This is a genomic window from Aquabacterium sp. G14, from assembly GCF_037482285.1.
GTDB lineage: Bacteria > Pseudomonadota > Gammaproteobacteria > Burkholderiales > Burkholderiaceae_C > Aquabacterium.
Genome location: NZ_JBBEYB010000001.1, coordinates 134,008 through 146,725 on the forward strand (window position 1 = coordinate 134,008; position 12,718 = coordinate 146,725).

General features: G+C 66.9%; 13 protein-coding genes. 6 read left to right on the plus strand and 7 right to left on the minus strand.

Annotation, left to right across the window (positions count from 1 at the left end; translation table 11 throughout):
- The first annotated feature begins 57 nt into the window (after positions 1–57).
- Positions 58–453, plus strand: a complete 396-nt coding sequence (locus WIT60_RS00660) for a thioredoxin family protein (protein WP_339582027.1) — start codon at positions 58–60, stop codon at positions 451–453.
- Positions 454–543: 90 nt separating this feature from the next.
- Here the strand turns inward: WIT60_RS00660 and WIT60_RS00665 are convergent, their stop codons facing one another.
- The 4 genes from WIT60_RS00665 to leuS all read right to left on the minus strand — a co-directional run bounded on the left by WIT60_RS00665 (position 544) and on the right by leuS (position 6,466).
- Positions 544–1,890, minus strand: coding sequence for a condensation domain-containing protein (locus WIT60_RS00665; protein WP_339582028.1), 1,347 nt, complete (start codon positions 1,888–1,890; stop codon positions 544–546).
- A gap of 154 nt (positions 1,891–2,044) precedes the next feature.
- Positions 2,045–3,139: a DNA polymerase III subunit delta gene (holA, locus tag WIT60_RS00670; RefSeq protein WP_339582029.1), complete on the minus strand. Its 1,095-nt coding sequence runs from the start codon at positions 3,137–3,139 to the stop codon at positions 2,045–2,047.
- A 7-nt stretch (positions 3,140–3,146) separates the two neighbouring features.
- Positions 3,147–3,746, minus strand: a complete 600-nt coding sequence (locus tag WIT60_RS00675) for an LPS-assembly lipoprotein LptE (RefSeq protein ID WP_339582030.1) — start codon at positions 3,744–3,746, stop codon at positions 3,147–3,149.
- Between the two features lie 2 nt (positions 3,747–3,748).
- Entirely contained in the window at positions 3,749–6,466 is a 2,718-nt protein-coding gene (gene leuS, locus WIT60_RS00680) for a leucine--tRNA ligase (RefSeq protein ID WP_339582031.1), read from the minus strand.
- A 200-nt stretch (positions 6,467–6,666) separates the two neighbouring features.
- Between leuS and WIT60_RS00685 the strand changes: the two genes are divergently transcribed.
- Entirely contained in the window at positions 6,667–7,344 is a 678-nt protein-coding gene (locus tag WIT60_RS00685) for a DUF502 domain-containing protein (RefSeq protein ID WP_339582032.1), read from the plus strand.
- Positions 7,345–7,351: 7 nt separating this feature from the next.
- On the opposite strand, the gene gstA is transcribed toward WIT60_RS00685, so the two are convergent.
- Both gstA and WIT60_RS00695 read right to left on the minus strand, forming a co-directional pair.
- Positions 7,352–7,957, minus strand: a complete 606-nt coding sequence (gene gstA, locus WIT60_RS00690) for a glutathione transferase GstA (protein ID WP_339582033.1) — start codon at positions 7,955–7,957, stop codon at positions 7,352–7,354.
- Between the two features lie 127 nt (positions 7,958–8,084).
- Complete coding sequence (locus WIT60_RS00695; protein ID WP_339582034.1) at positions 8,085–8,387, minus strand: hypothetical protein; 303 nt, start codon at positions 8,385–8,387, stop codon at positions 8,085–8,087.
- Between the two features lie 195 nt (positions 8,388–8,582).
- Between WIT60_RS00695 and WIT60_RS00700 the strand changes: the two genes are divergently transcribed.
- Complete coding sequence (locus WIT60_RS00700; RefSeq protein WP_339582035.1) at positions 8,583–9,071, plus strand: LapA family protein; 489 nt, start codon at positions 8,583–8,585, stop codon at positions 9,069–9,071.
- Between the two features lie 176 nt (positions 9,072–9,247).
- Here the strand turns inward: WIT60_RS00700 and WIT60_RS00705 are convergent, their stop codons facing one another.
- On the minus strand, positions 9,248–9,760 hold the full coding sequence (locus WIT60_RS00705; protein ID WP_339582036.1) for a MarR family winged helix-turn-helix transcriptional regulator: 513 nt from the start codon (positions 9,758–9,760) through the stop codon (positions 9,248–9,250).
- A gap of 135 nt (positions 9,761–9,895) precedes the next feature.
- On the opposite strand from WIT60_RS00705, the gene badH reads away from it, so the two are divergent.
- From badH to aliB, 3 genes are read left to right on the plus strand one after another with little or no spacing between them, the layout of a single operon-like run.
- Positions 9,896–10,663: a 2-hydroxycyclohexanecarboxyl-CoA dehydrogenase gene (gene badH, locus WIT60_RS00710; protein ID WP_339582037.1), complete on the plus strand. Its 768-nt coding sequence runs from the start codon at positions 9,896–9,898 to the stop codon at positions 10,661–10,663.
- Between the two features lie 42 nt (positions 10,664–10,705).
- On the plus strand, positions 10,706–11,494 hold the full coding sequence (gene badI, locus WIT60_RS00715; RefSeq protein ID WP_320362906.1) for a 2-ketocyclohexanecarboxyl-CoA hydrolase: 789 nt from the start codon (positions 10,706–10,708) through the stop codon (positions 11,492–11,494).
- A gap of 37 nt (positions 11,495–11,531) precedes the next feature.
- Positions 11,532–12,689, plus strand: a complete 1,158-nt coding sequence (aliB, locus tag WIT60_RS00720; RefSeq protein WP_320362904.1) for a cyclohexanecarboxyl-CoA dehydrogenase — start codon at positions 11,532–11,534, stop codon at positions 12,687–12,689.
- The last annotated feature ends 29 nt before the right edge of the window (positions 12,690–12,718 follow it).

Below are 12,718 nucleotides of genomic sequence, written 5' to 3' on the forward strand. Positions count from 1 at the left end.
TGGCGGTGGATGCCCGGTGCAATGTGACAGCGCCGGGTTTGAGACAATCGGGGCACCATGGTTGATTCGCCCTCCCTCGTGCCCGCCCTCGATGTGGTTTGTCTGTGCGCCGACTGGTGCGGCACCTGCCGTGAGTACGCGCAGGTGTTCGAGGCCCTGCAGCAGGCGCTGCCGGCCCACCACTACCGCTGGATCGACATCGAGGACGAGGCCGACGCGCTGGGTGACATCGACATCGAGACCTTTCCGACGCTGTTGGTGGCCCACGGGGGACGCGTGCTGTTTGCCGGCCCGGTGCTGCCGCGTCTGGGCGATGCCCTGCGCTTGATCGAGGTGCAGACCGAGGTGGTGCAGCGCCAGGCCTGGCCCTCGCTGGCGAGCCTGGGGCTGCCGGCGGATCAGCAAACCGCCTACACGCAGCTGGCGCAGGCGCTGCACACGGCGCGCGGCTGATGCCCATCCCGCTGCGGCAGGCGGGGAGCAAACTCGTACAGCTGGAGGGGCAACAGGTCGGGGGCCGCGTGCTCGTCGTCTGGTCGTGGGTCAGCTGACGGTGGACGACCCCTGCAAGCTGGCGAACTGCTGATCGAGCCGGCTGAGAAAGTCCACGACGGCCTCGTCGTCGATCTCGTCGCACTGGCGGATCACGGTGAGGCACTGCCGGCCGTTGAGGGTGAGGGCGCCCAGCAGCAGTGCGGTGCTGACGGTGGCGGGCCACAGGGCCTGCAGGCGCACGCGGGCGTCTTTCGGGTTGATGAACTCGGCGCTGCCCAGGTTGCTGAGGTGGCAGCTGAGTGCGGGCAGGGTGCCGCGGGCCTTGCTGGCCGCGATCAGCTGGCGATAGCGCGTGCGCCCGATGAAGGGCAGCCATTCGTACAGCGTCAGGGGCAGGGCGTGGTCACGCCGTTCGTAACGGGCCAGGTGCTGCTGGATCTGCCGCTCGATGTCGGCGATCTGGGCGGCCAGCGTGGGCTGGTGGCGTGCGCGCACGGTGAAGGACGAGACGTAGTTGCCGAATACCGGGGCCTGGCCTTCGGGGTAGTAGCGGCGCAGGTCGACGGAGATGCGCAAGGCGGCCACTGCCTGTGCGTTGCCGGTGTGCGGGGCCAGGAAGGTGTTGGCCACCAGGGCGGTCAGCAGGGTGTTTTGCGTGGTGCGATGGGCCTTGGCGAACTGCTTCATGGCCTCGGCCGGGCAGGGCAGCTCGTGGTAGCGGATGGCCGAGGTGGTGAAGCGCGGGCTGCGCCGGCTGGCCAGCATGATGACCTGTTGGCCTTGGGCTGCGAGTTTGTCGGCGCGGCCCTGGCGCCAGCCCCGCCAGACGGCTGCGGGCCATTGCCACAGGCGCGCGGGCGTGACGGCGGCGTGCATCGAGGGCGAGTCCAGGGGGCTGGCCGCGATGGGCTGGCCGTTGAGTCGGCCGAGGATGGCACACAGCAGCTGGACCATGGAGCGGCCGTCGCCCACGATGTGGTGCACCACGAAGAGCAGGGCGGGCTGCGTGGGGTGAGGCAGGAAGCGGGCGCGCCAGGGCAGGCCGCGCTCCAGCGAGAGCGGCTCGTTGAGGCGGGCGCTGTGCCAGGCCTGCAGCGCGTCGCGGTCGTCGAGGGCCACGCCGAGCTCCACCCGGTAGGCGTCGTCGAACAGCTGGTCCACGCTGCGGTCGTCGGGCAGGATGCGCAGGCGGTCGCGCCAGGGGCCGGGCTCGATCACGCTGCGCAGGCGCGGGAAGCCGGTGGTGAGTTCGCGCAGTGCTTGCCGCACCAAGGCTTCGTCGACCGGGCCGCTCAGGCGCAAGACATAGGGCTGGTTGATGGGGCCGAGGTGGCCCTCACCGGCCCAGTACAGGTGCTCGGATCGGTTCAGTGGAATCAGGTCGGGGGAGCGCACGGGAGAGCAGGCTTCGCGAGGGGGCGGTGCACCGACTGTAGGTGGGGCAGACGCTACGCTGGCCGGGGGCTTTCCAGTGAGGCGGCCCCCGATCTGCGGGGGCCGTGGGCGCGCCGAGCCCAGGCGGTGGGCGCCGGTTGTGGTCGGGTGGCGCTCAGCGGCGGGCAGGCGCCGGGGCGCGGCCGGCGGCTTGGCCTTGCGCGGTCTGGGCCAGCTCCAGCGCCAGGCGGCGCAAGGCTTCCCAGCCGTCTTCGGGCCATTGCGGGTGGCGCAGACCTTTGACGATGCCGTCGACGGTGCTGGCGTGGGCCACCAGGCGAGCCAGGGCGGTGGCGCGGGTCTGGGGCAGGATGCGTTCGAACAGGCGCTCGCGCGGGCCCCAGACGCGCTGTTCGCGCAGCACCATGGGCAGGGGCTTGCCGCCGTCCAGTGCGGTGCGGGCGCGGTAGAGCGCCAGGATGTCTTCGGCCAAGGCCCAGTGCACGAGCACGGCGGCTTCGCCTTCGGCCTGCAGGCCGTCGATCATGCGCAGCGTGCGCTCGATCTGGCCCGAGAGCACGGCCTCGCTGAGCTTGAAGACGTTGAAGCGGGCCACATCGACCACGGCCTCTTCGATCTGCTCGATGGTGAGGGTGCCGGGCGGGTGCAGCAGGCCGAGCTTGACGATTTCCTGGTGCGCGGCGAGCAGGTTGCCTTCGACGCGGTCGGCGAAGAAGGCCAGGGTGCGCTGACCGGCCTCGCCGGGTTCGACCTGCTGGCCCTGGGCAGCCAGGCGCTGGGCGATCCACAGGGGCAACTGCCCGCGCTCGATCGGATCGCAGCGCAGGGTCAGGCCCGTGCCATCGAGGGCGGTGAACCAGGCGCTGTTTTGCTGGGTCTTGTCCAGGCGCGGCAGGGTGACTAGCGTGAGCAGACCATCGTTGCCCTGGGCGGCTTCGCAGTACTGCTGCAGGGCCTGCGAGCCCTCCTTGCCGGGCTTGCCCGAGGGGATGCGGATCTCGATGATCTGCTTGTCACCGAACAGGGACATTTCGCTGGCCGCACCCAACAGGCCCGACCAGTCAAAGTGCGCACCGCTGACGGTGTGCACCTGGCGTTCGGTGAAGCCGGCTGCGCGCGCAGCGGTGCGGATGGCATCACCGGCTTCCTGGGCCAGCAGGGGCTCGTCACCGTACAGCGTGTAGACGGGTTTGAGCGCACCGGCACCTTTGCTCAGGTGGGCCGAGAGCTGGTCGAGGCGCAGTTGCATGGGGTGCTCAGCGCACCGGCCCGGACCCGGCCTGGGTGGCGGGCATCGGGATCGCATCGCTGCGGAGCTGCTCGGGGCGGATGGCCGCCAGACGGCGCAGCACCTGGTTGACGATGTCGGTCTGCATGCTCTTTTGGAGGGCCGCAGCTTCGTCCTGCTTGGCCAGCGCGTCGCGCTCGTTGTAGTTCAGGTCGCGCGCCAGGGCCACGTCGGTGGGGCGGAGCAGTTCGGACCCGTCGCCCCGCAGGATGCGAAAGCGCACGCTGGTGCGCACGCTCATGACGCGCACCTGACCGTAGGCGGTTTTGGTGACGACAACCAGGTCGCGACTGTCACGCAAGGCCTCGAACACCAGGTGGCTGGTGGGCACCTGTTCGGTGCCGGCCGCCTGGGTGGCTTGCAGGGTGGAATCGACCACGCGCACGCCACTGGCTTCGAGTGCACGCGCCAGTTCGGCCGCCAGGGGCGAGGTGCTGGTGAAGCCAGTGAGCTGAATGGTGCGGAAGGCCATGGCCTTGGGGCCACGACGCAACTGGAAGCCGCAGCCTCCGAGGGTGGCCAGGGCCAGCGAGGCGCTCAGGCCGGTGAGGAGGTGGCGGCGCTGCATGGTCAGACCACCACGTTGACGAGGCGACCGGGCACGACCACGACCTTCTTGGGGGCCTTGCCTTCGGCGAACTTGGCGAAGTCTTCGCTGGCCAGGGCGGCGGCCTCGATGGCGGCCTTGTCGGCGTTTGGGCTGACCTTGATCGAGCCGCGCAGCTTGCCGTTGACCTGCAGCATCAGTTCGATCTCGTCTTGCACCAGGGCGCTGTCGTCGACCTTGGGCCAGGCCGCGTCCAGCAGGTCGCCCTGTTTCAGGGCATAGCCCAGCTCGCTCCACAGCGTGTGGGCCAGGTGCGGGGTGGCGGGGTAGAGCACGCGCAGCAGGATGCCGAAGCCTTCGATCAGGGCGATCTGGCCGTCGGGCGTGTCGGTGGCCTTGAAGCCTTCGAGCGCGTTGAGCAGCTTCATCGCACCGGAGACCACGGTGTTGTACTGCATGCGCTGGTAGTCGTAGTCCACCTGCTTGAGCACGGTGTGCACTTCCAGGCGCAGGGCCTTGGCGTCCTTGCCGAAGGCGACGTCGGCCAGCGAGCTGGCACCTTGCGTGAGCGCGCTGGTGTCGGCCTTGGGCAGGGCGCTCAGCTTCATGCCGAAGTTCCAGACGCGGCGCAGGAAGCGGAAGCTGCCTTCGACGGCGGCGTCGTTCCACTCCAGCGTCAGCTCGGGCGGCGCGGTGAACATGGTGTACAGGCGGGCGGTGTCGGCGCCGTACTTCTCGATCAGCTCTTGCGGGTCGATGCCGTTGTTCTTCGACTTGGACATGGTGCCCACGCCTTCGTAGTCGATGGCGGTGCCCACCGGCAGCATGCCGTCGGCGCTGTCCACGGCGGTGATCAGGCGGGCGCCGGTGACCTTGCCGGTTTCGTCCAGGACGTGCTCGACGTCCTTGGGCCAGAAGTACTCCTTGCCGCCCTTGGCGGTGCGGCGTGAGTAGATGTGGTTGAGCACCATGCCCTGGGTGAGCAGCTTCTTGAAGGGCTCGTCGGCCTTGACCAGGCCCAGGTCACGCATGACCTTGGTCCAGAAGCGCGCGTACAGCAGGTGCAAGATGGCGTGCTCGATGCCACCGATGTACTGGTCCATCGGCATCCAGTAGTCGGTGCGAGCGTCCACCATCTGGCCGTGGTTGTCGGCGCAGGTGTAGCGCAGGAAGTACCAGCTCGAGTCCACGAAGGTGTCCATCGTGTCGGTTTCGCGCTGGGCGGGCTTGCCGCACTTGGGGCAGCCGACGTTGAGGAAGTCGGGGCGCGACTTGAGCGGGTTGCCGCTGCCGTCCGGCACCACGTCTTCGGGCAGCACGACCGGCAGGTCCTTTTCAGGCACCGGCACGGGGCCGCAGTCGGCGCAGTGGATGACGGGGATGGGGGTGCCCCAGTAACGCTGGCGGCTGATGCCCCAGTCGCGCAGGCGCCAGGTGGTCTTCTTCTCGCCGATGCCCTTGGCGATCAGCAACTCGGCGACCTTGGCGACGGCGTCCTTGTGGGCCAGGCCGTCGAGCACGCCGGAGTTGACGCACACGCCTTGCTGCTTGTCGCCGTACCAGTCGGCCCAGGCGTCCAGGCTGAAGGTCTTGCCTTCGACACCGATGACCTGTTGGATGGCGATCCCGTACTTCTTGGCGAAGGCGAAGTCGCGCTCGTCGTGCGCGGGCACGCCCATCACGGCGCCGTCGCCATAGGACATCAGCACATAGTTGCCGACCCAGACTTCGACCTGCTGGCCGGTGAGCGGGTGGGTGACGAACAGGCCGGTGGGCACGCCCTTCTTTTCTTGCGTGGCGAGCTCGGCCTCGGTGGTGCCACCGTGCTTGCACTCGTCGATGAAGGCCTGCACTTCGGGCTTGGAGGCTGCGGCGTGCAGGGCCAGGGGGTGCTCGGCCGCCACGGCGCAGAAGGTCACACCCATGATGGTGTCGGCGCGGGTGGTGAACACCCACAGCTGACCGTTGTTGATCTTCTGGCCATCGGCGCCGGTGATGTCGTGGCTGAACGCAAAGCGCACGCCCTCGGACTTGCCGATCCAGTTTTCCTGCATCAGGCGCACGCGCTCCGGCCAGCCCGACAGGTAGTTCTTGTCTTCGGGGTTGGCGACGGCGCCCAGCAGCTCGTCGGCGTACTTGGTGATGTTCAGGTAGTAGCCCGGGATCTCGCGCTTTTCCACCAGGGCGCCCGAGCGCCAGCCGCGGCCGTCGATCACCTGCTCGTTGGCCAGCACGGTCTGGTCAACCGGGTCCCAGTTGACGGTTTGCGTGCGGCGCTCGCAGATGCCGGCTTCCAGCATCTTGATGAACAGCCACTGGTTCCACTTGTAGTACTCGGGCTGGCAGGTGGCGATTTCGCGCGACCAGTCGATCGCCAGGCCCATCGCCTTCATCTGCTTCTTCATGTAAGCGATGTTGTCGTAGGTCCAGGCGGCAGGCGGCACCTTGTTCTTGAGCGCGGCGTTTTCGGCGGGCAGGCCGAAGGCGTCCCAGCCCATGGGCATCAGCACGTTGTAGCCGTTCATGCGCAGGTAACGGGTCAACATGTCGTTGATCGTGTAGTTGCGCACGTGGCCCATGTGCAGCTTGCCCGAGGGGTAGGGCAGCATGGAGCAGGCGTAGAACGATTTCTTGTCTGGGTTCTCGGTGACGCGGTAGGCGTCGTTGGCTTCCCAGTGCTGTTGGGCACGGGCTTCGACGGCACGCGGGTCGTAGGTCTGGTTGTCGGAAGGAGCGCTCATGGGGTCACCGAAAAGACAAGAGAGGCTGGCAGCCCTGGGAGGAAGCGGTGCGGTGCACAGCCGTCGGGTGCCAGCCTGTGAAGGTGGAACCGCTGATTATAGGAAGTAGCCGGCGGCAGGGTGGGGCGCTTTGCCGCCCAGGCTCGCGATAATGCCGGGCGGCAGTGTTGCCGTGCCGATGTCTGGGCCCTGACATGCTCATGAAGCGTTCCCTGCGTCAGCTCACCCGCACCTTCGTGACGGGCCTGCTGGCTGCCTTGCCTTTGTTTGTGACCGCCGCCGTGTTCATCTGGCTGGGGCGGCTGCTGTACGCCTGGCTGGGGCCGAGCAGCTTGGTGGGCAAGGTGTTCGTCAGCCTGGGGATCGGGCTGTCGGGTTCGGTGATGCTGGGCTATGTGCTGGGCGCCTTCATCATCGTGCTGGGGGTGTTCGCGCTCGGGCTGCTGGTCGAGGCCGAGTTGCAGCGCGGCCTGGCGCGGCTGGTCAATGCGGTGGTGCGCCGCATCCCGCTGGTGCGCAATGTCTATGACCTGATCCGCCGCTTTGTGGACATGCTCAGTCAGGGCGAAGAGGACGGCCTCAAGACCATGAGCCCGGTCTGGTGCCGCTTTGGCGACAGCGGCGGCGTGAAGGTGCTGGCGCTGCTGTCCAGTCCCGATCCGGTCGAGATCGATGGGCAGCCTCACCTGGCGGTGCTGGTGCCTACCGCACCGGTGCCGGTGGGCGGCGGCCTGCTGTATGTGCGCGAGGATTGGGTGACACCCGCCGAGGTGGGCATGGACGGACTGACCAGCATCTATGTGTCGATGGGCGTGACGTCCAGCCAGGTGCTGGGACGCAGCCAGGCCTTGCCCAAGGCGCAGGACCCGGCTGCCTGAGCCAGGCTCAGATCAGGCCTTCTGCCTTCAGTGCGCGCTGGGTGGCCGGGCGCGCAGCGACGCGACCCTGGAAGGCGATCAGGTGGGGCCAGGCGCTCAGGTCGAGCTGGACGAACTTAGCCCAGCCCACCACGGTGAACAGGTAGGCGTCGGCCACGCTGAAGGTGTCGCCCATCAGGAAGTCGCGATCGGCGAGCTGGTCGTTGACGTAGCCCAGACGGCGTTGCAGGTTGGCGCGGGCCAGCTCCTTCATCTCGGGTGTGGCCGCCGGGTTGAAGAAGGGGCTGAAGTTTTTGTGCACTTCGGTGCCGACAAACGCCAGCCAGCTTTGCAGCTGGTAGCGGGCCTTGCTGCCGTTGGCGGGCGCCAGGTTCAGCTCAGGGGCCAGGTCGGCCAAGTATTGCAAGATGGCCGGGCCTTCGGTGAGCAGGTCGCCGTCGTCGAGCAGCAGGGCGGGCACATAGCCCTTGGGGTTGATGGCCCAGAAATCGGCGCCGCTGGCGGTGACCTTCTTGGCCAGGTCGACAGCTTCGGTCTCGTAGGGGCGGCCGAGTTCTTCGAGGACGATGTGCGAGGCCAGCGAGCAGGCGCCGGGTTTCAGGAACAGTTTCATCAGGGTTCTCCGTGGGCGAACAGGGTCACAAGGGCTTGCGGCGCATTGTGACCGAGGGGGCTTGCCCATCGCTGGCGCTGGGAATTGGCGCCAGCGATGGGGCGCGGAGACGCCTGTCTGTGTGCCCTCACTCGTCGCTCAGGTGCGGGATCGTGCCTTCGGCCAGATCACCGGTGTCGGGATTGATCCAATCGGCGATGCCGATCTCGGCCGATACCTCGCCGACGTCGTCTTCGGCCGTCGGGGCGGCTTCGTCGGCCGCGTGCATGTCGGCCCAGGCGGCGCGGGCGCTCTCGAAAGGACCGTTTTCGATGCGGCCGCCTTCACTCAGCCAGTGGTAGCCATCGGGGCGCAGCACGATGCGGGGATCGTTGACATCAAGGGCGTCGGCCTCGGCGAAGTCTTCGGTGGGCAGGCGGGGCATCGGCATCGCACTTCTCCGGTTCAAGGTGCTGACGCGATCATTGTGAGCCTGTGCGGCGTCGGCGTCGAGTCTTGTCAGACGGCGCGATGCGGTGTGCAGCGGCGCCCAGAAGGCGCCAAGAGGCCGCGAGGGACCCCGCTCGGTGTAAGGTGCGGTTCGGGGCTGTGCCCTCTGAATGACTGGACGATGTGGGAGACCGCCATGCGAACCTTGTACCTGTTGCTCTTGTTGCTCGCGGCCATGCTGGCAGCGGTCACCGTCTTGAACTGGGAGGCCTTTGTCAGCCCGACGGAGCTGTCCCTGGGCTTTGCCAGCGTGTCGCTGCCGCTGGGGCTGACGCTGCTGAGCCTGCTCGTGCTGCTCACCGTGATCTTCCTGGTGCACGCCGTGTACCTGCAGGGCACGGTCTTGCTGGACACCCGCCGCCACAGCAAGGAGCTGCAGGTCAACCGCGAGCTGGCCGACAAGGCCGAGGCTTCGCGCTTTACCGCCTTGCAGGAGTTCATCTCGACGGAGCTGACGCGCCAGGCGATGCGGCAGGCCGAGGCGCATCAGGCGCTGCTGGCCCGCATCGCGGAGCTGGAGCAGGCGGCGCAGACCTTCACCGAGCAGACCGGCAATTCGCTGGCGGCCAGCTTGGGCGAGCTGGAAGACCGCCTGGAACGCGGTTTGCCCGGGCCGCGCCGCTGAACGCGTGAGCTTGGCCGGCGAGCGAACGGCACGCCCATGACAACAAGCCGCAGGTGCGGCCAGCAGATGTGCAGCCCATGTGGCCTGCCGCATCAGGAAAAAGTGCGTCGGGCGGCCTTTGGAGGGGGGCGCGCTGATCAGCTTGTTGGCTCGATCAGGGGCGACGGTCCAGATCCTCAGTCCTCATCGACCGGGCCATGTCCCCCTTGTTCGGCGTCGATGACCTTCATGTTGTCCAGCAGCTTGAGCAGGTAGTGCACCGTGTGGGTGAGGTCGCTGTTCGAAAAGCCGCTCAATGCCTGTGCGTAGTAGCGCAGGATCTTGGGAGCTGCCTGCTCGAGCCAGACCTGGCGGCCGGAGTCGGTCATGGTGACCAGGCGGGAGCGCCGGTCGCGCCCATCCGGGGCGCTGCGGACATGGCCGTCGCGCTCCATGCGGCTGATCAGGCCGGAGAGGTTCTGGCGACTGACCATCAGGAAGCGGGCGAGGTCCCCCATGCTGATGCCGTTTTGTGTATCAGGACGTGACAAGGCCCCCAGAACCGCCCACTGCTGGGTGGTCAGTCCTTCGCTCTCAACGGCCTTGGTGCCGGTTTTATGCAACATGTTGGCGCATTGGTAGAGGCGGAAGAACAGGCGGTTGGCCTGTTCCATGCGGGCCATGTCGCCCACATCATTAGGGAAAACCATAGATGTTCCGTTGGTGTGGATGCTTGCGAAAAGATAGACGCAGGGCTAAGATTAGTCAACACATTGACATATCGGCTGCGTGACAAACATCCTGATTGCGCAGCATATCAACCCTCACTCTGGATGGAGAACCCCATGGCAAACTTTGAAGGCAAGACCGTGATCGTGACCGGCGGTGGTGGTGGCATCGGTGGTGCCACCAGCAAGCGCTTCGCCAAGGATGGCGCCAAGGTCGCCGTGTTCGACATGAACGTCGAAGCTGCGCAGAAGGTGGTCGACGAGATCAAGGCCGCCGGTGGCGTGGCCCAGGCCTTCAAGTGCAACATCACCGACCGCGCTGAAGTCGATGCCGCCGTGGCCGCTGCCGAAGCCGCCCTGGGCCCCATCGCCGTGCTGGTCAACAACGCCGGCTGGGATGTCTTCAAGCCTTTCGTGAAGACCGTGCCCGCAGAGTGGGACAAGCTGATCGCCATCAACCTGACCGGCGCACTGCACATGCTGCACGCGGTGCTGCCCGGCATGGCCGAGCGCAAGTACGGCCGCATCGTGAACGTTGCCTCTGACGCCGCCCGCGGTGGCTCGTCCGGCGAAGCCGTCTACTCCGCTTGCAAGGGCGGTCTGGTGGCCCTGTCCAAGACCCTGGCCCGCGAACACGCTCGCCAAAGCATCACCGTCAACGTCGTGTGCCCCGGCCCGACCGACACCGCCCTGCTGGCGGGCGTGGCCGAAGGTGCCCGCGATCCGGCCAAGCTGATCGAAGCGTTCAAGAGCGCCATCCCCCTGGGCCGTCTGGGCCAGCCCGACGACCTGGCCAGCGCCATTGCCTTCTTCGGCAGCGACGACGCTGGCTTCATCACCGGTCAGGTGATCTCCGTCTCTGGCGGTCTGACCATGCACGGTTGAGCCGATTGCATCTCATCCAACCTCATTCCAAGCGAGAACACCATGACTGTTGAATTCGAAGACATCCTGTACGAAGTGCGTAACCGTGTGGCGTGGATCACCATCAACCGCCCCGACAAGATGAACTCGTTCCGCGGCCAGACCTGCGACGAAATCATCAAGGCCCTGAACAAGGCCGGTTACGACCGTGAAGTCGGTTGCATCGTGCTGGCGGGCGCGGGCGACCGTGCCTTCTGCACCGGTGGCGACCAGTCGGCCCACAACGGCAACTACGACGGCCGCGGCACCATCGGTCTGCCGATGGAAGAGCTGCACACCGCCATCCGCGACGTGCCCAAGCCCGTGATCGCCCGCGTGCAAGGCTACGCCATCGGCGGCGGCAACGTGCTGTGCACCATCTGTGACCTGACCATTGCTTCCGAGAAGGCCATCTTCGGCCAGGTCGGCCCCAAGATGGGCTCGGTCGACCCTGGCTACGGCACCGCTTTCCTGGCCCGCGTGGTCGGCGAAAAGAAGGCCCGCGAGATCTGGTACCTGAACAAGCGCTACTCCGGCGCCGAAGCCGTGGCCATGGGCCTGGCCAACGCCGTCGTGCCGCACGACCAGCTCGACGCCACCGTGCAGGAATGGGCCGAGACGATCTGCGAACGCAGCCCGACCGCCATCGCCATCGCCAAGCGCAGCTTCAACATGGACACCGCGCACCAGAGCGGCATCGCCGGCATGGGCATGTACGCCCTGAAGCTGTACTACGACACCGAAGAGTCGCGTGAAGGCGTCAACGCGCTGAAGGAAAAGCGTCAGCCGGACTTCCGCAAGTACGCCAAGTAAGCGCACCGACGACAAGCACGTATCTGGAGACTGAGAGATGAACCCGAACCCGTATATCAACGAAGACCTGCAGGCGCTGGCCGAGACGGCCCGCCGTTTTGCGACCGAGCGCGTGGCGCCCGGTTTTCTGGAGCGCGACAAGACCCGCGACCTCAATCGCGAGTTGCTGCGCGAAATGGGTGAACTCGGGTTCATCTGCCCTGAACTGCCCGAAGAATTCGGCGGGCTGGGCATGGGCTGTCTGGCTGCGGGTGTGATCCACGAAGAGATCGCCCGTGCCGACCTCAGCTTCTCTTACCTGAACCTGCTGGCCTCGCTCAACGGCCAGATCCTGTCCAAGTACGGCAATCCCGAGGTTGTCGGCCCCTGGCTGCGCAAGCTGACCAAGGGTGAGGCCATCTGCTGTATCGCCCTGACCGAACCGCGTGGCGGCTCGGACGCGGCCAACCTGCGCCTGCGCATCGAGCGTGACGGCGACTTCTACGTCATCAACGGCGAGAAGACCTCCATTTCCGCCGCCGACCAGGCCGACATCGCGGTCGTGTTCGGTCGCACCGGCAAGCCTGAAGACGGTGCCCATGGCGTCACCGCCGTGATGGTCCCGATGGACACCCCGGGCCTGACCACCAACCGCTTCGACTGCCATGGCCAGCGCGCCATCGGCCGCGGCTCGATCTTCTTCGAGAACGTGCGCGTGCCTGTCAGCCACCGTCTGGGCGAAGAGAACAAGGGCTTCGTGCAGGTGATGCACGGCTTCGACTTCTCGCGCTCGCTGATCGGTCTGCAGTGCCTGGCCGTGGCCCGCGTCGCGCTGGAAGAAACCTGGGAATACATCACCCAGCGTGAAGCCTTCGGCAAGACCCTGTCCAACTTCCAGGGCGTGACCCACCCGCTGGCCCAGTTCGACACCGAAGTCGAAGGCGCCCGCCTGCTGTGCCTGCAAGGCCTGTGGCTCAAGGACCAGGGCCTGCCTCACACCGCCGAGGCCGGCATGGCCAAGTGGTGGGGTCCCAAGCTGGCCTACGACGTGATCCACCAGTGCCTGCTGTGCTACGGCCACGGCGGTTACGACCGCGGTCTGATGGAACAGCGCTTGCGCGACGTGCTGGGCTTCCAGATCGGTGATGGCACCGCCCAGATCATGAAGACCATCGTGGCCCGCGTGCGCGCCGGTCGCAAGAACGTGCCGGCCTGATGCCGGTGGCGGCCGGGCTGACAGTCCAC